General features: G+C 70.2%; 13 protein-coding genes. 10 read left to right on the top strand and 3 right to left on the bottom strand.

Annotation, left to right across the window (positions count from 1 at the left end; all coding sequences use genetic code 11):
- The first annotated feature begins 74 nt into the window (after positions 1-74).
- The 3 genes from ACODR1_RS07775 to ACODR1_RS07765 all read left to right on the top strand — a co-directional run bounded on the left by ACODR1_RS07775 (position 75) and on the right by ACODR1_RS07765 (position 7,288).
- Positions 75-1,523 carry an NAD(P)-dependent oxidoreductase gene (locus ACODR1_RS07775; protein WP_488879943.1) on the top strand — a complete coding sequence of 483 codons (1,449 nt, stop codon included), beginning with the start codon at positions 75-77 and terminating at the stop codon, positions 1,521-1,523.
- Between the two features lie 19 nt (positions 1,524-1,542).
- Positions 1,543-6,066 carry a glutamate synthase large subunit gene (gene gltB / locus ACODR1_RS07770; protein WP_488879942.1) on the top strand — a complete coding sequence of 1,508 codons (4,524 nt, stop codon included), beginning with the start codon at positions 1,543-1,545 and terminating at the stop codon, positions 6,064-6,066.
- A 190-nt stretch (positions 6,067-6,256) separates the two neighbouring features.
- Positions 6,257-7,288, top strand: coding sequence for a nucleoside hydrolase (locus ACODR1_RS07765; RefSeq protein ID WP_488879941.1), 1,032 nt, complete (start codon positions 6,257-6,259; stop codon positions 7,286-7,288).
- A gap of 116 nt (positions 7,289-7,404) precedes the next feature.
- On the opposite strand, the gene ACODR1_RS07760 is transcribed toward ACODR1_RS07765, so the two are convergent.
- Complete coding sequence (locus ACODR1_RS07760; RefSeq protein ID WP_488879940.1) at positions 7,405-8,511, bottom strand: citrate synthase; 1,107 nt, start codon at positions 8,509-8,511, stop codon at positions 7,405-7,407.
- A gap of 107 nt (positions 8,512-8,618) precedes the next feature.
- On the opposite strand from ACODR1_RS07760, the gene ACODR1_RS07755 reads away from it, so the two are divergent.
- The 6 genes from ACODR1_RS07755 to queG all read left to right on the top strand — a co-directional run bounded on the left by ACODR1_RS07755 (position 8,619) and on the right by queG (position 17,284).
- The gene (locus tag ACODR1_RS07755; protein ID WP_488879939.1) at positions 8,619-9,713 is read left to right on the top strand and encodes a citrate synthase/methylcitrate synthase; all 1,095 of its coding nucleotides are present in this window, start codon (positions 8,619-8,621) and stop codon (positions 9,711-9,713) included.
- Between the two features lie 171 nt (positions 9,714-9,884).
- A complete protein-coding gene (locus ACODR1_RS07750; RefSeq protein ID WP_488879938.1) occupies positions 9,885-12,746 on the top strand; it encodes a TonB-dependent receptor domain-containing protein in 2,862 nt (953 codons plus the stop codon).
- A gap of 38 nt (positions 12,747-12,784) precedes the next feature.
- Positions 12,785-13,681, top strand: coding sequence for a cation diffusion facilitator family transporter (locus ACODR1_RS07745; RefSeq protein WP_488879937.1), 897 nt, complete (start codon positions 12,785-12,787; stop codon positions 13,679-13,681).
- A gap of 196 nt (positions 13,682-13,877) precedes the next feature.
- Positions 13,878-15,329: a D-glycero-beta-D-manno-heptose-7-phosphate kinase gene (gene rfaE1, locus ACODR1_RS07740; RefSeq protein WP_488879936.1), complete on the top strand. Its 1,452-nt coding sequence runs from the start codon at positions 13,878-13,880 to the stop codon at positions 15,327-15,329.
- 217 nt (positions 15,330-15,546) lie between these two features.
- Positions 15,547-16,233 (top strand): FtsZ-binding protein FzlA, encoded by a 687-nt coding sequence (gene fzlA / locus ACODR1_RS07735; protein WP_488879935.1) that lies wholly within the window; start codon positions 15,547-15,549, stop codon positions 16,231-16,233.
- Positions 16,214-17,284 carry a tRNA epoxyqueuosine(34) reductase QueG gene (queG, locus tag ACODR1_RS07730; RefSeq protein WP_488879934.1) on the top strand — a complete coding sequence of 357 codons (1,071 nt, stop codon included), beginning with the start codon at positions 16,214-16,216 and terminating at the stop codon, positions 17,282-17,284. Before fzlA ends, queG begins: the two co-directional genes overlap by 20 nt.
- Here the strand turns inward: queG and rfbC are convergent.
- Complete coding sequence (rfbC, locus tag ACODR1_RS07725; protein ID WP_488879933.1) at positions 17,272-17,838, bottom strand: dTDP-4-dehydrorhamnose 3,5-epimerase; 567 nt, start codon at positions 17,836-17,838, stop codon at positions 17,272-17,274. The two genes, queG and rfbC, sit on opposite strands and share 13 nt — an antisense overlap.
- Before the next feature lie 32 nt (positions 17,839-17,870).
- On the opposite strand from rfbC, the gene ACODR1_RS07720 reads away from it, so the two are divergent.
- Entirely contained in the window at positions 17,871-18,914 is a 1,044-nt protein-coding gene (locus ACODR1_RS07720; protein ID WP_488879932.1) for a glycosyltransferase family 2 protein, read from the top strand.
- Here the strand turns inward: ACODR1_RS07720 and argE are convergent.
- Positions 18,877-20,055: an acetylornithine deacetylase gene (gene argE, locus ACODR1_RS07715; RefSeq protein WP_488879931.1), complete on the bottom strand. Its 1,179-nt coding sequence runs from the start codon at positions 20,053-20,055 to the stop codon at positions 18,877-18,879. The genes ACODR1_RS07720 and argE overlap by 38 nt on opposite strands.
- Positions 20,056-20,097 lie beyond the last annotated feature (42 nt).

Below are 20,097 nucleotides of genomic sequence, written 5' to 3'. Positions count from 1 at the left end.
TTATTGCCCTGAAGAGTCCGTATGAGGCCCTCGCAAGCAAATTTTTCCCCGGTAACGGGGGCGAGGGAAGGCGCATGGCCGAGCGCATGTTGAAATTCACGACCGTCGCGCGTCGCACGCCTGAAAAGCGGGCGGCCGAAGAGCGTAACGGCGACTTTCACGAGATCTACGCCGACTTCATCGACGCGAAAGCCAACGAGCAGGCCTCGCGCTGCTCGCAGTGCGGCGTGCCCTACTGCCAAACCCACTGCCCGCTGCACAACAACATCCCCGACTGGCTGCGGATGACCGCCGAAGGCCGACTGGAGGAAGCCTACGCCCTGTCGCAAGCCACCAACTCGATGCCGGAAGTCTGCGGCCGCATCTGCCCGCAGGACCGTCTCTGCGAAGGCAACTGCGTCATAGAGCAGTCGGGTCACGGCACCGTGACGATCGGCTCGGTCGAACGCTACCTGACCGACAAGGCCTGGGAGATGGGCTGGGTAAAGCCGCTCGTCGCCGCCGCCGATCGCGGCCAGTCGGTGGGTATCGTCGGCGCTGGCCCCGCGGGCCTCGCCGCCGCCGAGAAGCTGCGCGAGCAGGGCTACGCCGTCACCGTCTATGACCGCCACGACCGCGCCGGCGGCCTGCTGATTTACGGCATCCCCGGCTTCAAGCTGGAAAAGGACGTCGTCGAGCGCCGCACCCAGCGCCTGGCCGACGGCGGCGTCACCTTCAAGCTCGGCTTCGAGGTCGGCAAGGACGCCACCCTCGAAGACCTGCGCGCCCAGCACGACGCGGTGCTGATCGCCGTCGGCGTCTACGCCGCACGCGACCTGACCGTGCCCGGCGGCGGCGACAAGGGCGTGGTGCCCGCGCTCGACTACCTGATCGCCAGCAACAAGAAGACCCTGGGCGACGACGTGCCGGCCTACGACAGCGGCGAGCTGAACGCGCAGGGCAAGGACGTGGTCGTGGTCGGCGGCGGCGACACCGCCATGGACTGCGTGCGCACGGCCATCCGCCAGGGCGCGACCTCGGTCACCTGCCTCTATCGCCGCGACAAGGCCAACATGCCCGGCTCGCTGCGCGAAGTGGCCAACGCCGAGGAAGAAGGCGTCACCTTCGAATGGCTGGCCGCCCCGCGCGCCCTGTCGGGCGACGCCAACGCCGTCACCGGCGTGAAGGCCATCCGCATGCGCCTGGGCGCTCCGGACGCCTCGGGCCGCCGCAGCCCCGAGGAGATCCCCGGCGGCGACTTCGACCGTCCGGCCCAGCTGGTGGTCAAGGCGCTGGGCTTCGAGCCCGAGAACCTGCCGCAGGCCTGGTCGGCCCCGGACCTCAAGACCACCCGCTGGGGCACGGTCAAGGCCGACGTCCGCAACCAGATGACCAATCTCGACGGCGTGTTCGCCGCCGGCGACATCGTTCGCGGCGCCTCGCTGGTGGTGTGGGCGATCAAGGACGGCCGCGACGCCGCCGACGCCATGCACCGCTACCTGAAGGCCAAGGCCGGCGCTCCCGCGCTGATCGCGGCGGAATAAGAGAAGAGAGATCAGACCCATGAGCCAGATCGACCTCTATCTGAAGAACCGCCAGGCCCTGATCGACGGCCACGCCTACGATCCGACCACCGAGCGCGACGCCTGCGGCGTCGGCCTGGTCTGCGCCATCGACGGCCAGCCGCGCCGCGAAGTCGTCGAACTGGCGATCAAGGCCCTGAAGGCCCTATGGCACCGCGGCGCGGTGGACGCCGACGGCAAGACCGGCGACGGCGCCGGCGTGCTGGTTTCCGTCCCGCAGGACTTCTTCATCGACCAGGTGCGCCGCACCGGCCACGCCCTGCGCCAGGGCCCGATCGCCGTCGGCCAGATCTTCCTGCCGCGCACCGACCTGGGCGCCCAGGAGACCTGCCGCACGATCGTCGAGGCCGAAGCCCTGCGCTTCGGCTTCTACATCTACGGCTGGCGCCAGGTGCCCGTCGACACCTCGGTGATCGGCGAGAAGGCCAACGCCACGCGTCCGGAAATCGAGCAGATCATGCTGGCCGGTCCGGCCGGCCTGGAGGGCGAGGCGCTGGAACGCGCCCTGTTCCTGTGCCGCAAGCGCATCGAAAAGCGCGTGCACGCCCAGAACATCAGCGACTTCTACATCTGCTCGTTCTCGGCCCGCTCGCTGATCTACAAGGGCATGTTCCTGGCCGAGTCGATCGACGAGTTCTATCCGGACCTGAAGGACGAGCGCTTCGCCGCCGCCGTGGCGATCTTCCACCAGCGCTACTCGACCAACACCTTCCCGCAGTGGCGCCTGGCCCAGCCCTTCCGGATGCTCGCCCACAACGGCGAGATCAACACGATCAAGGGCAACATCAACTGGATGAAGTCCCACGAGATCAAGATGGCGGCCGACGCCTTCGGTGAGTTCGGGGACGACGTGAAGCCGGTGATCCAGCCGGGCGGTTCGGACAGCGCCAGCCTGGACAACACCTTCGAGGTGCTGGTCCGCGCCGGCCGCGACGCGCCGATGGCCAAGGCCCTCCTCGTGCCGGAAGCCAGCAACCCCAACATGAGCGACGAGCACAAGGCGCTCTATTCCTACTGCAACGCCGTGATGGAGCCGTGGGACGGTCCGGCCGCCCTGTGCGCCACCGACGGCCGCTGGGTCGTGGCCGGCAAGGACCGCTCGGGCCTGCGCCCGCTGCGCGTGGCCTATACTGACGACGGCCTGGTCATCATGGGCTCGGAAGCCGGCATGTGCGGCGTCGAGGAAAGCCGCATCACCCGCAAGCTGGCCATCGCGCCGGGCCGGATGATCGCCATCGACCTGGGCGAGGGCAAGCTCTACGGCGAAGACGAGATCGTCGACGAACTGGCCGGCCGCCACCCCTATACCGAGTGGCTGGGCAACATGGTCGATCTCGAAAAGGAGATCGCGCCCGGTCCCGAGCCCCGCAGCTATGGCCGCGAGGAACTGACCCGCCGCCAGGCCGCCGCCGGCTACAGCCTCGAAGACCTGGAAATGATCCTCGCCCCGATGGTCGAGGACGGCAAGGAAGCCGTCGGCTCGATGGGCGACGACACGCCGTTGGCGGTGCTGTCGGAGAAGTACCGTCCGCTGTCGCACTATTTCCGCCAGAACTTCAGCCAGGTGACCAACCCGCCGATCGACCCCCTGCGGGAGACCGGCGTGATGAGCCTGAAGACCCGCTTCAAGAACCTGGGCAACATCCTGGCCCAGGACGCGGCTCAGGCGGACGTCTACGTGCTGGAAAGCCCCGTGCTGACCACCGGCATGTATATCCGCATCCGCGAACTGCTGGGCGAGAAGAACGTCGCAGTCATCGACTGCACCATGCCGCTGCCGGCCGCCGAGGCCCGGGCCGGCGACGCCCTGCGCGCCAACCTCGACCGCATCCGCGCCGAGGCCGAAGACGCCGTGCTGCGCGGCTGCGGCGCCATCGTCCTGACCGACGAGGCCAGCGACGAGGGCCGCGTCGGCCTGCCGATGATCCTGGCCACCGGCGGCGTGCACGCCCACCTCGTGGCCAAGGGCCTGCGCTCCTACGTCTCGCTGGTCGTCCGTTCGGCCGAGTGCCTGGACACGCACTATTTCGCGGTGCTGGTCGGCGTCGGCGCCACGGCGGTCAACGCCTACCTGGCGCAGGAAAGCTTCCAGGACCGCCTCGAGCGCGGCCTGGCTGGCGACAAGTCGCTGCGCGACGTGTGCCTGAACTTCAAGGGCGCCATCGAGGGCGGCTTGCTGAAGATCATCTCCAAGATGGGCATCAGCGTCATCAGCTCGTACCGCGGCGGCTACAACTTCGAAGCCGTCGGCCTGTCGCGCGCCCTGGCCGCCGAGTTCTTCCCCGGCATGCCCTCGCGCATCTCGGGCATCGGCCTGGCCGGCATCGAGACCAAGACCGTCGAACTGCACCGCAAGGCCTGGGAACTGTCGGCGGTGACCCTGCCGGTCGGCGGCCTCTACAAGTCGCGTCGCTCGGGCGAGGCCCACGCCTTCGAGGCGCGCCTGATGCACACCCTGCAGAGCGCCTGCGACACCGGCGACTACGAGCTCTACCGCCGCTGGTCCTCGGGCCTGCGCACGCAAAAGCCGATCCAGCTGCGCGACCTCCTGGACTGGCGCTCGGACCGCAACCCGATCTCGACCGACGACGTCGAGAGCGTCAACGAGATCCGCAAGCGCTTCGTCACGCCGGGCATGAGCCTGGGCGCCCTCTCCCCCGAGGCGCACGGCGCGCTGAACATCGCCATGAACCGCATCGGCGCCCGCTCGGTCTCGGGCGAGGGCGGCGAGGACAGCGCGCGCTACAAGCCGCTGCCCAACGGCGACAACCCCAACAGCGCCATCAAGCAGGTCGCCTCGGGCCGCTTCGGCGTCACCGCCGAGTACCTGAACCAGTGCGTCGAGCTGGAGATCAAGGTCGCCCAGGGCGCCAAGCCCGGTGAAGGCGGGCAGCTGCCCGGCTTCAAGGTCACGGAAATGATCGCCCGTCTGCGTCACTCGACGCCTGGCGTGATGCTGATCAGCCCGCCGCCGCACCACGACATCTACTCGATCGAAGATCTGGCCCAGCTCATCTACGACCTGAAGCAGATCAACCCGATCGCCCGCGTCACGGTGAAGCTGGTCGCCGCCACCGGCATCGGCGCCATCGCCGCCGGCGTTGCGAAGGCGAAGGCCGACGTGATCCTGGTCGCCGGCGGCGTCGGCGGCACGGGCGCCTCGCCCCAGACCTCGGTGAAGTACGCCGGCGGTCCGTGGGAGATGGGCCTGTCGGAAGCCAACCAGGTGCTGACGCTGAACAACCTGCGCCACTCGGTGGTCCTGCGGGCCGACGGCGGCATGCGCACGGGCCGCGACGTGGTCATCGCCGCGATGATGGGCGCCGAGGAGTTCGGCATCGGCACCGCCTCGCTGGTGGCGATGGGCTGCATCATGGTGCGCCAGTGCCACTCCAACACCTGCCCCGTCGGCGTCTGCACCCAGGACGAGGCCCTGCGCGCCAAGTTCACCGGCACGCCGGACAAGGTCGTGAACCTCTTCACCTTCGTGGCCGAGGAAGTGCGCGAGATCCTGGCGGGCCTGGGCTTCAAGAGCCTGCAGGAAATCGTCGGCCGCACCGACCTGCTGGCGCAGGTTTCGCGCGGCGGCGAGCACCTCGACGACCTCGACCTGAACCCGCTGCTGGTTCGCGCCGATCCGGGCTCGAACAAGCCGTACAACACGGTCGAGGGCCGCAACACGGTGCCTGACACCCTGGACGCCCAGATCGTCCGCGACGCCGCCCCGCTGCTGGAGCGCGGCGAGAAGATGCAGCTGACCTACACGGTCCGCAGCACGGCGCGCACCATCGGCACCCGCACCTCGAGCCACATCGTCCGCAAGTTCGGCATGAAGGGCCTGCCGGCCGGTCACCTGACCGTCCAGCTCAAGGGCTCGGCCGGCCAGAGCCTGGGCGCCTTCGCGGTGCAGGGCCTGCGCATCGAGCTGACCGGCGAGGCCAACGACTATGTCGGCAAGGGCCTGTCGGGCGCGACGATCACCATCAAGCCGCCCCGCGGCCTCGCGGCCCCCGAGACCAACACCCTGATCGGCAACACCGTGCTGTTCGGGGCCACCTCGGGCCGCCTGTTCGCGGCCGGCCAGGCCGGCGAGCGCTTCGCCGTCCGCAACTCGGGCGCCACCACGGTGGTCGAGGGCTGCGGGACCAACGGCTGCGAATACATGACCGGCGGCCAGGTGGTGATCCTGGGCCCGACGGGCGGCAACTTCGGGGCCGGCATGACCGGCGGCATGGCCTTCGTGCTCGACCAGCACGACCGCTTCTCGGCCAACTACAATCCCGAGAGCATCATCGTGCAGCGCCTGGCCTCGCCCTACTGGGAAGGCGTGCTGCGCTCGCTGATCGCCGAGCACGCCCGCGAGACGGACTCGGCCTTCGCCGAGAGCCTGCTGCGCGACTGGGACCGCGCCCGCGACCTCTTCTGGCAGGTCTGCCCGAAGGAGATGGTCAGCCGCCTGCCCCAGCCGCTGGCGGCCGAGGAAGCAGTTCACGAGCGGGCCTGACGGCCCGTCCGCAACGAGATCCGTCGCCTTCTTCCGGGGCGACGGCCGCGCGGCGCGCCTCCCAGCCCGCCGCACGACGAGGGGAGCGCTCCGGCCCGAGCGCTCCCCTTTGTTGTTTCTGGACGCTTGCCCGATCCGTCACGGAAATGCTGATCTTCCGCCGTCGATTCCCAGCGTCGGGGATGTTCCAGTGAGCTTCGAGACCAAGACTGCCGCCCTGTCGCGGCGCCGAATGCTGGCAGGCGGCGCAGCGTTGCTTGGCCTGGCGGCGACCTCAGGCGAGGCGCTGGCCCTGACGGCCCGCCCGCGCCTGCGGGTGATCCTCGACAACGACTTCTCGGGCGATCCCGACGGCCTGTTCCAGCTGGCCCACCACCTGGCCTCGCCGTCGGTGGAGATTCCGCTGATCGTCGGTTCGCACATCCATGTGAACGACTTCCTCGACGGTTCGACCACCCAGGCCGACAACGCCGTCGCCCAGGTCAAGGCGATCTGCTCGCGGATCAAGCTGGTCCGGCAGCCGCCGGTGATCGCCGGCCGCAACGTCGCTCCGCCGACCGGCGCCAAGGCCGAGGCGACGCCGGCCGCCAAGGCGATCATCGCCGAGGCCATGCGGGACGACACCAAGCTGCCGCTGTTCTACTGCGCGGGCGCGGGCCTGACGGACCTGGCCGAAGCGCTGCGTCTGGAGCCGAAGATCGCCGGCCGCATGAAGCTGGTCTGGATCGGCGGCCATGAGCACGACGACCTGCTGCCCGGCGTGCCGCGCCGCAAGGACGCCGAATACAACGCCACGATCGACCTGGCCGCCGTGCAGACGGTGTTCAACGATTCCGCCATCGAGATCTGGCAGATCCCGCGCAACGTCTACCGCCAGCTGATGATCAGCCACGCCGAGCTCGAGGCCGGCCTGAAGCCGGCCGGCGGTCTTGGGACCTATCTGCTCGAACAGCTGGAGCGCGTGGTCTCCACGCCCAAGGTCAGCCTGGGCGAAACCTACATCCTCGGCGACAGCCCGCTGGTGACGCTGACGGCTTTGCAGTCGTCATTCGAACCCGACAGCGCGTCGAGCGCCTATGTGGTACGCCCTACGCCCCGCGTGATCGCCCGGGCCCAGTACGAGGCCAACCCGAACGGCCGGCCGATGCGGATCTACACCAGCATCGACACCCGCCTGACCTTCGCCGACATGTTCGCCAAGTTCGCCGCGGCTGGGTGGTAGGGCTCCAGCTCCGTGTGTGGTCCCCGCCCTTCGACAGGCTCAGGGTGAGGACCATGGACAGGCCAGGCAGCAGAAAGACCTCATCCTGAGCTTGTCGAAGGACGAGGTTTTCGCCCCTACTCCTTTGGCCCCACATAGCGCGCCCGGGGGCGGATAAGCCGGCCCGTCTTGCCCTGCTCCAGCGCGTGGGCCAGCCAGCCCGCCGTGCGGCCGACGGCGAACAGGGCGAAGGGGGCGTCCTCGGGCAGCTTCAGGGTCCGCGCCAGGGCGACGAGGGCGAAATCGATATTGGCCGCCTGGCCGGTGGCGGCGACCACCGCCGCTTGCAGCGCGGCCATGTCGGGCGCAGGCTCGAACGCCGCCAGCAGCGCCGCCGCGCGCGGATCGCCGTCGGGATAGAGCGGGTGGCCAAAGCCCGGCAGCGGCGCGCCCTGGTCCAGGCGAACGGCGACGGCCGCCTCGGCCCCTTCCCGCCTGGCTTCGCGCGCCAGGGCTTCGACCCGGGCGGCCATGCCGCCGTGCAGCGGCCCCGACAGGGCCGACAGACCGGCCAGGGCGGAAGCCGCCAGCGACGCCCCGGTCGAGGCCGCCACCCGGGCGGCGAAGGTCGAGGCGTTGAGCTCGTGATCGGCCAGCAGGACCAGGGCCCGCCGCACCAGGTCGCCGCCGGCCGCGTCCAGGCCCCAGGCGGCGGCCAGCCGCTGGTGGACCAGCCCCTCGCCCGGCCGTCCGGCCACGGCGTCGGCGACCAGATCGAGCAGGCCGGCCGCCTCCTGGGCCAGCATCAGCGGCGCGCGGCCCCGAGCCGGACGGCCCTCGCCCGCTCGGGCGGCCAGATCGGCGAACAGCCGGGCGCGGATGGTCGGGGCGGTGCTGGCCGCATGTATGGCGACCGCGGCCTCCGCCGCATCGTCGCGCAGCAAGCGGCCGACGGCCTCGAAGCTTTCGGCGCCCGCCAGCGCCACCGCGTCGCGGCCGCGATACCACAGGCGACCACCGCGCACGGTGGTGATGGCCGAGGCCAGCACCGGCTCGCCCCAGGCGATGGCCGCGGCGGCGACGTCGGCCGCCTTGCGCCCCCGGGCCTTTCTGCCGGCCAAGGCCGCCACGTCGGAGGCGCGATAGAGGCTGCGGCGCGGATCATCGGGATGGGCGTGGGCCTCGATCCGGCCCCGACTGACATAGGCGTACAGCGTCTGGGCCCGCACGCCGAGCCGCGCCATCGCCTGGTCCGCATCAAGCCAATCGTCCGCCATATATATTGATTACATTGATCAAGATTGACGATCAACCGGCCGGAGCCAAGATCGAGGGCGAAAGGAGACCCCCCATGGTCCAAGTTTCCGCCGGCCTCGAAGGCGTGATCGCCGCCGCCACCGTGCTCTCCGACGTCGACGGCCAGGCCGGTCGCCTGACCATCCGTGGATGGGCGGTGGAAGACCTGGCCGGCCGCGCCCGCTTCGAGGACGCCGTCCATCTGCTGCTGGACGGCTTCTTCGACGACCTCCCGGCCGATCTGGCCCCGGCCCTGGGCGCGGCGCGCGTGCGGGCCTTCGCCGAGGTCGCCGCGCTGGACGACGCCCTGGCCGCCCGCGAGCCCTACGACGCCATGCGCGCCCTCCTGGCCCGCCTGCCCGACGGCGACACCGTGCGCGACGCCCTGGCGCTGATCGCCGCGCCGGCCGTGTTCACCGCCGCGGTCCTGCGCCGCCGGCAGGGACTGTCGGCGATCGCCCCCGATCCCGCCCTGCCCCACGCCGCCGATTTCCTGCGAATGGTCAGGGGCGTCCCGGCCACCGAGGGCGAGGCGCGGGCGCTGGACGCCTATCTGGTCACGGTCTGCGACCACGGCCTCAACGCCTCGACCTTCGCGGCCAGGGTGGCGGCCTCGACGCGGGCGGGGCTCGGCTCGGCGGTCCTGGCGGGGCTGTCGACGCTGAAGGGCCCGCTGCACGGCGGCGCGCCTGGGCCGGTGATCGACATGCTCGACGCCATCGGAACGGCCGGCAACGCCGCCCTCTGGCTGGAGGCCGCGCTCGACGCCGGTGAGCGGCTGATGGGCTTTGGCCATCGCATCTATCGCGTCCGCGACCCGCGCGCCGACGCCCTGAAGGCGGCTCTCTCCCGGCTGTCGAAGAGCGCCGGCGCCCTGCCCGGCCGCCTGGCTCTCGCCGAGGCCGTAGAGCGTGCGGCCCTCGACATCCTGCGTCGGCGCAAGCCCGACCGGCCGCTGGAGACCAATGTCGAGTTCTACACCGCGCTCCTGCTCGAAGCCCTGGGCCTGCCGCCCGAGGCCTTCACCTGCGTGTTCGCCGCCGGCCGCACAGTCGGCTGGATCGCCCACGCCCGCGAGCAGCAGGCCAGCGGCAAGCTCATTCGTCCGCAGTCGGTCTATGTGGGGCCCCGGCCCAGGGCGGCGGCCTGACGGCCGCTGCTTCCCCCTTGCGCAAGATTGTTGCGAAAGACACACATGAGGGTGAAAGCACATATCGAAGTTCGCTGAACTTGACACATTTTTGACCGCCGATTCACCTTCAGCGCGAGCGAATCCGTAGTTCAACCTTGACCATACGGATATCGCAGCAAGAGGGACGGCATGAACCGCATCGGCCAAGGACTCCTTTCGCTATTTCTGACCACCGTCGCGGCCGCGCCGCTGGCGGCCCACGCCCAGACGCCGCCCGATACCGACGTCGAAGGCGTCGTGGTCACCGGCTCGCGCATCCGCGTCAGCCCGCTCGACAAGACCCAGACCGTCTTCCAGATCGACCAGGAGGCGATCGCCAAGACCGGCCTGACCTCGATCGTCGACGTGCTGCAGCGCGTGCCCGCCGCCGGCGGCGGCCTCAATTCCAAGTTCAACAACTCCGGCAACTTCGGCAATCCGCCCGACGGCGGCGGCGTGGGCGCCGGCTCGGCCGAGATCGACCTGCGCTACCTGGGCTCGCGCCGGGCCCTGGTGCTGGTCGACGGCCAGCGCTGGGTCAGCGGGGCATCGGCCTCGGGCGTGCCGGGGGCGGTCGACCTCAACACCATCCCCAGCGCCATGATCCGCAACGTCGAGATCCTGCAGGAGGGCGCCTCGCCGATCTACGGCTCCGACGCCATCGCCGGGGTCATCAACATCATCACCCGCGAGCGCCAGCAGGGCCTGGAACTGTCGGCCCAGGTGGGCGGCTACGGCGAGGGCGACGGCTTCTCGCAGGACTACAACGTCTCGTGGGGGGCCTCGGAGGGCAAGACCAGCATCGTGGTCGGCGGCGGCTACTTCAAGCAGAAGAGCGTGCTGTCGGCCGATCGCGACATCTCGCTCTATCCCAGCCCCTATGGCGCCTCGTGCCTCTCCGGCGGCTGTTCGTCGGGCACGCCGCTGGGCCGGTTCATCGTCAGCGACCCCAATACCGGCCGCGACATGGACCTGACCCTGAAGGCGGCCCTGGCCGCCGGAGTGCGGCCCACCTACACGCCGCTGGACCCCACCGGCGCGGGCAGCAGCTTCCGCAACTTCGCCGGCGACGCCGACCGCTTCAACTTCCAGCCCTACAACTACATCGTCACCCCGTCCGAGCGCGTCAGCCTGTTCGGGGCGGTGACCCACGACTTCACCGACAGCATCAAGCTGAAGGTGCGCGGCAGCTACGTGCAGCGCAAATCGGCCAACCAGGCCGCGCCGATCCCGCTGTTCGTCGGCCCCGACGCCGGCAACGGCAACCTGCTCGACACCATCTCGATCGACGCCACCAACCCCTACAACCCGTTCGGCTTCACCCTGACCAGCGGCACCTACGCCTTCGTCGGCCGGCGGATGATCGAGGCCGGGCCGCGCCACTACGCCCAGACCGTCGACACCTGGAACGTCAACGCCACCCTGTCGGGCGACTGGGCCGTGGGCTCGCGCCGCTGGTACTGGGACGTCGGCTACACCGCCTCGCGCAACCACGCCGAACAGAGCTTCACCGGCAACATCAACGCCCAGCGCGTGCAACAGGCCCTGGGGCCGATCTCGGGCTGCACCGGCTCGTGCGTGCCGCTCAACATCTTCGGCGGTGTCGGCTCGATCACGCCGCAGATGCTGGACTACATCGGCTTCACCCAGCAGGACGTCTCGCAGCAGGAACTGCACGACTTCACCGCCAACCTGACCGGCGACCTCTTCGAGCTGCCGGCCGGCCCTCTGGCCTTCGCCGCCGGCTACGAACACCGGCAGACCAAGGGCTACTTCCAGCCCGACGCCATCGTCGCCGCCGGCCTGTCCTCGGACATCCCCGCCCAGCCGGCCAGGGGGGAGATCAAGGTCGACGAGGCCTATCTGGAACTGCGCGCCCCGCTGCTGGCCGACCTGCCGCTGATCCACCGGCTGGAAATCTCGGGCGCCGGCCGCTGGTTCGACTATTCCACCTCGGGCTCGGACTCGATCTACAAGGCCGGCCTCAACTGGCGGCCGACCGAAGACGTACTGGTGCGCGCCTCCTGGGGCCAGGGCTTCCGGGCCCCGTCGATCGGCGAGCTCTACGGCGCGGCCTCGCGCTTCGACCAGGAGATCACCGATCCCTGCTCGGACATGCTGGGCCTGTCGGGCGGAACGCCCGCTTCAGCCACCGTCCGCGCCAACTGCATCGCCGCCGGCGTGCCGGCCAGCGGCGCCTACGTGCAGCTCAATCCGCAGCTGTCGGTGATCACCAGCGGCAACGACACGCTGAAGCCCGAGACCAGCGAGAGCAAGAACTTCAGCATCGTCTGGGAGCCAAAGGCGCTGAAGGACGCCAGCTGGGCCAGCGGCGGCTCGATCGAGCTGGCCTATTCCGACATCGAGCTGGACTCGGCGATCCAGGCGCTGTCGGGGGAAAGCCTGCTGTCGCGCTGCGCCGAACTGGCGGACTCCCTGGCCTGTTCGACCATCACCCGCACCGCCTCGGGCCAGGTGGCGGCGATCACCAACCCGCTGATCAACATCGGCGGCATCCAGACCCGTGCCATCGACCTGAACCTGCTGTGGACCTCGCCCGACTACAGCTTCGGACGCCTGGCGGTGCGGTCGTACTCGACCTTCCTACTGGAGTTCACCGAGATCGTGCCGACGGCCACCGGCTTCACCGAGATCCCGCGCGAGGGCACCGAGCGCGGCAGTCCCGACCAGGCCTATCCGAAAACCAAGTCGACCTTCACCGTCGACTGGGACTGGAAGAACTGGGGCGCCAGCGCCTCGGCCCGCTACCTGTCGTCGATCAAGGAGACCCAGGCCGCCGACGCCAAGCTGGCCTCGCGCACCTATGTCGACGCCCAGTTGCGCTGGAAGCCGGATTTCCTGGGCGAGACCACCGCGGTGGCCTTCGGGGTCAACAACCTGTTCGACAAGGACCCGCCGGGCTGCATCAGCTGCGGCCTCAACAACTTCGACCCCAACGCCTATGACGCGCCGGGGCGCTACTTCTACTTCCGCCTGACCTATCGCCAGTAGGGGCTGAACTTGGGCGCGGTCGTGCTACTGCTTGGAGCATGACCGCGCCCGCCGCCTCCGCCGCCGAGCACCAGGCCCTCACCCGCCGGATCACCACCCTGGCGGTGGGGACGGCCGCCATCCTGATCGTCATCAAGGGGGCGGCGTGGATCGCCAGCGGCTCGCTGGCCATGCTGGCCTCGCTGGCGGACTCAGGGCTCGACCTGGTGGCCTCGCTGATCACCTTCTTCGCCGTGCGCTACGCGGCCGAGCCGCCGGACGCCGAGCACCGCTTCGGCCACGGCAAGGCCGAGGCCTTCTCCAGCCTGATCCAGGCGGGCCTGGTCTTCGCCTCGGCGGCGCTGATCGGACGCGAGGCGATCGACGGCCTGCTGCACCCCAAGCCGGTCGAGAACAGCGTCTGGGGCGTCGGGGTGATGGTCGTCTCGATCGCCCTGACCCTGGCCCTGATCCGCGCCCAGGCGGCCGTGATGGCCAAGACCCGCTCGGTGGCCGTGGCCGGCGATCACGCCCACTACGCCGCCGACCTGGCGTCCAACGCCGTGACCTTGCTTGGCCTGGCCGCCGTCGCCCTGCTGGGCTGGACGTGGGTGGACGCCGCCGCCGGCCTCGTGGTCGCCGCCTGGCTGCTGTGGGGCGCGGTGGGAGTGTTCCGCCAGGCCGCCGACCAGCTGATGGACCACGAACTGCCCGTCGAGGAGCGCGAGCAGATCCTCGCCCTGCTGACCGACGATCCGCGCATCGGCGGCGTGCACCAGCTGCGCACCCGCGCGGCCGGCCCGCACATCCACGTCCAGGGCCACATGGACCTCGCCGCCGGCCAGAGCCTGGCGGAGGCCCACGCGATCATGAACGCCGCCGAGGATCGGGTGAAGACGGCCTTCCCCACGGCCGACGTGCTGCTGCACCCCGATCCGAGGCGCTTCGCCGAATAGATCCTCCCCCTGAAGGGGGAGGTGGCCCGAAGGGCCGGAGGGGGAAGAGACTTCAGCGTTCCAGCGGCTCTGATTTCAGCAACCACATCCCCCTCCGTCGGCTTCGCCGACACCTCCCCCTTCAGGGGGAGGGTCTTGCTCTCCGGCCGCGATGCGCCCAATTAGCGGCCTTCTCCCAATGACGAGCCCCTTCTCCATGGACGACACCCTGGCCCGCCTGCCCGACGCCTTTTCCGGCAAGACCGTGCTGGTGCTGGGCGACGTCATGCTCGACCGGTTCGTCTATGGCGCGGTCGACCGCATCTCGCCCGAAGCGCCGGTGGCGGTGATCGCCATCGAGCGCGAGACCACCATGCTGGGCGGGGCCGGCAACGTGGCCCGCAACGTCGCCGCCCTGGGCGGGCGTGCGGTGCTGGCCGGGCTGATCGGCGACGACGACGCCGGCCGCGCCGTGGCCGCCCTGGTCGAGCGCGAGCCGGGCCTGGACAGCGCCCTGGCGCTCGATGCCAGCCGCCGCACCACCGAGAAGACCCGCTATGTCGCCGCCTCGCACCAGATGCTGCGCGCCGACCGCGAGGACCGCCATCCGGCCGACGCCGGCCTGGTGCTGGCCGCCTTCGAGAAGGCCCTGCCCACCGCAGACGTCGTGGTGCTGTCCGACTACGCCAAGGGCGTGCTGACCCCGGAAGTCCTGGCCGCCGCCATCGCCGCCGCCCGCGCCGCCAGCAAGCCGGTGATCGTCGACCCCAAGAGCCGCGACCTCTCGCGCTATGACGGCGCGACGGTGATCAAGCCCAATCGCCGCGAGGCCGCAGAGGCCACAGGCGTGGCCGGCGCCGGCGACGAGGCCGCAGAGGCCGCCGGCGAGGCGATCCTGGCCGCCGCCCCCAACCTTTCCGCCGCCCTGGTCACCCGCGGCGCGGCCGGCATGACCCTGTCGCAGCGCGGCGCGGCCCACGTCCACCTGCCGGCCAGCGCGCTGGAGGTGTTCGACGTCTCGGGCGCCGGCGACACCGTGGCCGCCACGCTCGCCCTCTCGCTGGCCGCCGGGGCCGACCTGGCGGCGGCTGCGCGCCTGGCCAACGCCGCCGCCGGCCTGGTCGTGGCCAAGCTGGGCACCGACGTGGTCACCGCCGGCGAGCTGAAGGCCGTTCTGGCCGGCGCCCACGGCGATCCGGGGCAGGAAAAGATCGCCGCCCGAGAGCGGATGCTGGAGATCGTCGCCGGCTGGCGCGCACGGGGCCTGAAGGTGGGCTTCACCAATGGCTGCTTCGACCTTCTGCACCCCGGCCACGTCTCGCTTCTGGCCCAGGCGAAGGCCGCCTGCGACCGCCTGGTGCTGGGCCTCAACACCGACGCCTCGGTCCAGCGCCTGAAGGGCCCGACCCGGCCGGTGCAGAAGGAAGACGCCCGCGCCGCCGTGCTGGCCTCGCTCTCGGCCGTCGACCTGGTCACCCTGTTCGACGAGGACACCCCGCTGGAGCTGATCACCGCCATCAAGCCCGACGTGCTGGTCAAGGGCGCCGACTACACGGTCGAGACCGTGGTCGGCTCGGACGTGGTGCTGGCGGGCGGCGGCCGCGTGGTGCTGGCCGACCTGAAGGCGGGCCAGAGCACGACGGCGCTGATCGCGCGGGCGAACAGTTAAGCGCCGCGAAGACCCCCTCCGGCCCTCCGGGCCACCTCCCCCAGAGGGGAAGGATTTCGAAAGCGCCGCGCCGAAAGATGCTCCCCCTCTGGGGGAGCTGTCGCGGAGCGACTGAGGGGGCAAAAACGCCCATTCCTCTGAATAGTCCTTGCTCGGCAATATCTTGTTAAGCAAAGCGGCGCATCGATCAGACGATGCAGCCTGAACGCATGTGGGCATGAGCGTCGAACGCACTCTTCACCATTTCCCGTTGGACCCGGCCTCGCGCCAGGTGCGCCTCGCGCTGGGCGAAAAGCGGGTGGCGTTCTCCGAGGTCCAGGTGCGCTATTGGGAGTCGCCTCCGGAGTTCACGACGCTGAACCCGTCGGGCCTGACGCCGGTGCTGGTCGAGACCCGCCATCAGCGCACCGCCGTGATCTGCGAAAGCCGGGCGATCCTCGAGCACATCGAGGAACAGGAGCCCGAGCCGGCCCTGCTGGGCCGCGAGGCCGGCGAACGCGCCGAGGCGCGGCGCCTGATGCAATGGTTCGACCGCAAGTTCGACAACGAGGTCAACGGCTTCCTGCTGCACGAGAAGATGGAGAAGCGCCTGCTGCGGATGGGCGCGCCCGATCTCGGCGCCCTGCGCCAGGGCCGCGACGCCCTGCGCAATCACATGGGCTACATGGAAAGCCTGCTGCAGCAGCGCGACTGGCTGGCCGGCCGCCGCATGAGTCTCGGCGACTTCGCCGGCGCGGCGCATCTTTCCGTCATCGACTATTTCGGCGACGTGCCGTGGAAGGACTTCCCCGCGGTCCGCACCTGGTACATGAAGCTGAAATCGAGGCCGTGCTTCAGGCCCATCCTGGCCGATCGCTGGCCCGGCCTCGCGCCGGCCGCGCACTATGACGACCTCGACTTCTGATCTGACGCTTCAAGCCGTTCGAGACGAGATCCGCCGCGAAGCCCTCGCGCTGGGCTTCGACGCCTGCGGCTTCGCCTCGGCGGCCGACGCCTGGCCCAACGGCGAGTGGCTGCGCCAGTTCGTGGCCGAGGGCCTGCACGGGGCCATGGGCTGGATGGAGGAGACGCTCGAGCGACGCAGCCACCCCACCGCCATGTGGACCGATGCGAAGAGCGCGGTGGTGCTGGGCATCAACTACGGCCCCGACATCGATCCGCTGACCCAGCTGGAGCACCGCGATCGCGCCGCCATCAGCGTCTACGCCCGGGGCGACGACTATCACGACGTGGTCAAGAAGCGCCTCAAGCAGCTGGCCGGCTGGATGCATCGGCGATGGGGCAATGAGGTCAAGGTCTTCGTCGACACCGCCCCGCTGATGGAAAAGCCGCTGGCCCAGCGCGCGGGCCTGGGCTGGCAGGGCAAGCACACCAACCTGGTCTCGCGCCAGTTCGGCTCGTGGCTGTTCCTGGGCAGCGTGCTGACGACGCTGGACCTGCCGCCGGACGAGGCCGAGTTCGACCGGTGCGGCTCGTGCCGGGCCTGCCTGGACATCTGCCCGACGGGGGCGTTTCCCGCGCCGCACCGACTGGATGCGCGGCGCTGCATCTCGTACCTGACCATCGAGCTGGCCGGGCCGATCCCGGACGAGTTCCGGCCCATGCTCGGCAACCGCATCTATGGCTGCGACGACTGCCTGGCGGCCTGCCCGTGGAACAAGTTCGCCAGCCTGTCGGCCGAGGCCAAGTTCCACGCCCGTGAGACGCTGAAGGCCCCGCCCCTGGCGGAACTGGCCGTGCTGGACGATCCGTCGTTCCGGGCGCTGTTCTCAAAGAGCCCGATCAAGCGCATCGGCCGCGACCGCTTCGTGCGCAACGTGCTCTACGCTATCGGCAACAGCGGCGAGCCGGGCCTGATGGCCGTGGTGGAGCCCCTGCGGAGCGATCCGGACGAGACCGTCCGCGACGCGGCCGACTGGGCGGCGTCGCGGCTGGTTCAGGTTCAGCCTTCGTAGGCGTAGGGGCTGACCAGGTCGGCCAGCAGCGGCGCCGCGGCGTCGCGGGCGTTGGCCGACATGTCGGCGTAGGGGATGGTCCAGTCGATGCCGATGGCGGGATCGTTGAAGCGCAGCGTGCCTTCGGCCTGGGGCGCGTAGTAGCCGGTGACCTTGTAGAGCACCTCGCACTCGTCGGTCAGGGTGCAGTAGCCGTGGGCGAAGCCCTCGGGCACCAGCAGCTGCTGGGCGTTGTCGGCCGACAGCTCGGCGCCGACCCACTGGCCGTAGGTGGGCGATCCCACGCGGATGTCGACCGCCACGTCGAAGATCGCGCCGCGCGCGCAACGCAGCAGCTTGGCCTGGCCTTGCGGCGGCTTCTGGAAGTGCAGGCCCCGCACGATGCCGCGCGTGGTCGAGCGCACGTGATTGTCCTGCACGAACGCGCCGCCGTTGAAACCCGCCTCCTCCAGCGCTGACTGGCGGAAGGTCTCGGAGAACCAGCCGCGCTCGTCGCCATGGCGCGCGGGCGTGATAAGCAGGACCTCGGGAATCGCCGTCGGCGTGATCTTCATTGGAACAACCCCTAGAGAGTGAGCTGGCACGCATGGCCCGATCCAAGGCCTCTGACAAGGCCACGGCGCCAATCTTCAGCGTCATCGTCGTGGCCTACCAGAGCGGCCCCACCCTGGCCCGCTGCCTGACGGGCCTGGCCGCCCAGAGCTTCGGCGACTTCGAGGTTCTGCTGGTCGACAACGCCTCTACCGACGGCGCGCCGCAGGCGGCCGCCAAGGCCGATCCGTCGATCCGGCTGATCGAGCCCGGCGCCAACACCGGCTTCGCAGCCGGCAACAACCTGGCCGCCCGTCAGGCCAAGGGGCGCTGGCTGGTGCTCCTGAACCCCGACGCCTATCCGCATCCCGACTGGCTGGAGAAGCTGGCCGCGGCCGCCGAGCGCCATCCGGACGTCAACAGCTTCGCCTCGCTGCAGCTGGTGGCCGACGAGCCAGACCTGATGGACGGCGCCGGCGACGTCATGACCTCGGCCGGCATTCCGTTCCGCGGCGGCTATCGCCGCAAGGCGTCGGCCAAGGTCTTCGAGGGCGAGGTGTTCTCAGGCTGCGGCGCGGCGATGATGCTGGACCGCGACCTGTTCCTGCGTCTGGGCGGCTTCGACGAGCGGTTCTTCTGCTACTGCGAGGATGTCGACCTGGGCTACCGGCTGCGGCTCGACGGCGAACCCACCCTGCTGGTGCCCGACGCCCGGGTCGAGCACGTCGGCTCGGCGACGCTGGGCGTGCGCTCGGACTTCGCCCTGTTCCACGGCACACGGAACAGGGTGTGGACCTTCCTGAAGAACACGCCCTCGCCGATGCTGTGGTGGAGCGCGCCGCTGCACTTCGCCGTCACCGCAGGCCTCTTCCTGCTGCACCTGCGCCGGCGCGACGCCGGTCCTGTGTGGAAGGGCTTCAAGGCCGCCTTCGTGAAGGCCGACCTGGATCCGATCCTGGCTTCGCGGCGCGAGATCCAGGCCGCCCGCAAGGCCCCGGCGATCGACATCCTGCGGGCCATGGCGCTGGACCCGGTGGCCTTCTTCGGCCGCCGGATCGTCATCAGGCAGTGGCGAGGTCGTCGATCAGGCGCCGCATGAACTGGGCGCCGCGCTCCATCTGGGCGATCTCGACATATTCGTCGGGCTGGTGGGCCTGGTCGATCGAGCCGGGACCGCAGATGACCGTGGAGAAGCCCGCGCCCTGGAACTGCCCGGCCTCGGCGGCGTAGGGCGCCACGCGGGCCGGACCGTTGTCGCCGGCCATGCGGCGGGCGAAGGCCTCGGCCACGCCGTTCGGTTCGGGCGCGAAGGACGGGGTGAGCGAGCGCACCTCGACCTTGACCCCGCCTTCCGGCGCCCTGGCCTTGACCTCGGCGTCCAGCGTCGCGGCCAGGGCGAAGAAGTCGGCGAGGATCCCTTCCGGATCCAGGCCCGGCGGCGTGCGCAGGTCGAAGACGAACAGGCACTGGCGGGCCAGGATGTTCACCGCCGTGCCGCCGTTGACCTGGCCGATGGTCAGGGTCGCGCCCTTGGGCAGGAATGGCGAGGCCGGGTCGGCCTGGCGCTCCAGCCGCTCGGACAGTTCCACCAGATGGCTCATCAGCTTCACCGCGACCATGTTGGCCGAGACGCCCAGGTGGGTGAGGCTGGAATGGGCCTCGCGGCCGGTCACCGTCACCCAGTAGCTGGCGATGCCCTTGTGGGCCTGGACGGCGACCATGTCGGTGGGCTCGCCGACCACGACGAGGGCGGGCTTCGGCACGTCGCGGGCGATGACCTCGATCATGTCGGGCGCCCCCAGGCAGCCGACTTCCTCGTCATAGGAGAAGGCCAGGTGCACGGGACGCTTGAGGTCGCTGGCCACGAGGTCCGGCGCGGCCGCCAGGGCCAGGGCCAGGAACCCCTTCATGTCGCAGGTCCCACGGCCATAGAGACGGCCGTCGCGCTCGGTCAGGGTCCAGGGATCGCTCGACCAGGGCTGGCCGTCGACCGGCACCACGTCGGTATGGCCCGACAGCACGACCCCGCCCTCGACGGCCGGGCCGATGCTGGCCATCAGGTTGCTCTTGGTCCCGTCGGCGTTGGGCACACGCCGCGAGGCGACGCCGAGGTCGGACAGATAGGCCTCAACCCACTCGATCAGGGCCAGGTTGGAGCCGCGCGAGGTGGTGTCGAACGAGACCAGCCGGGCCAGGATGTCGACCGCGCGGACGGAAAGCGCTTCGGGAGAGGAAACCATGGATCAAGCCTAGGCCGCGCCGCCCCGGCCCGCCAAGCCCGT

The organism is Caulobacter sp. FG7 (genome assembly GCF_057808875.1).
This window is presented reverse-complemented; position numbering and strand designations above follow the sequence as displayed.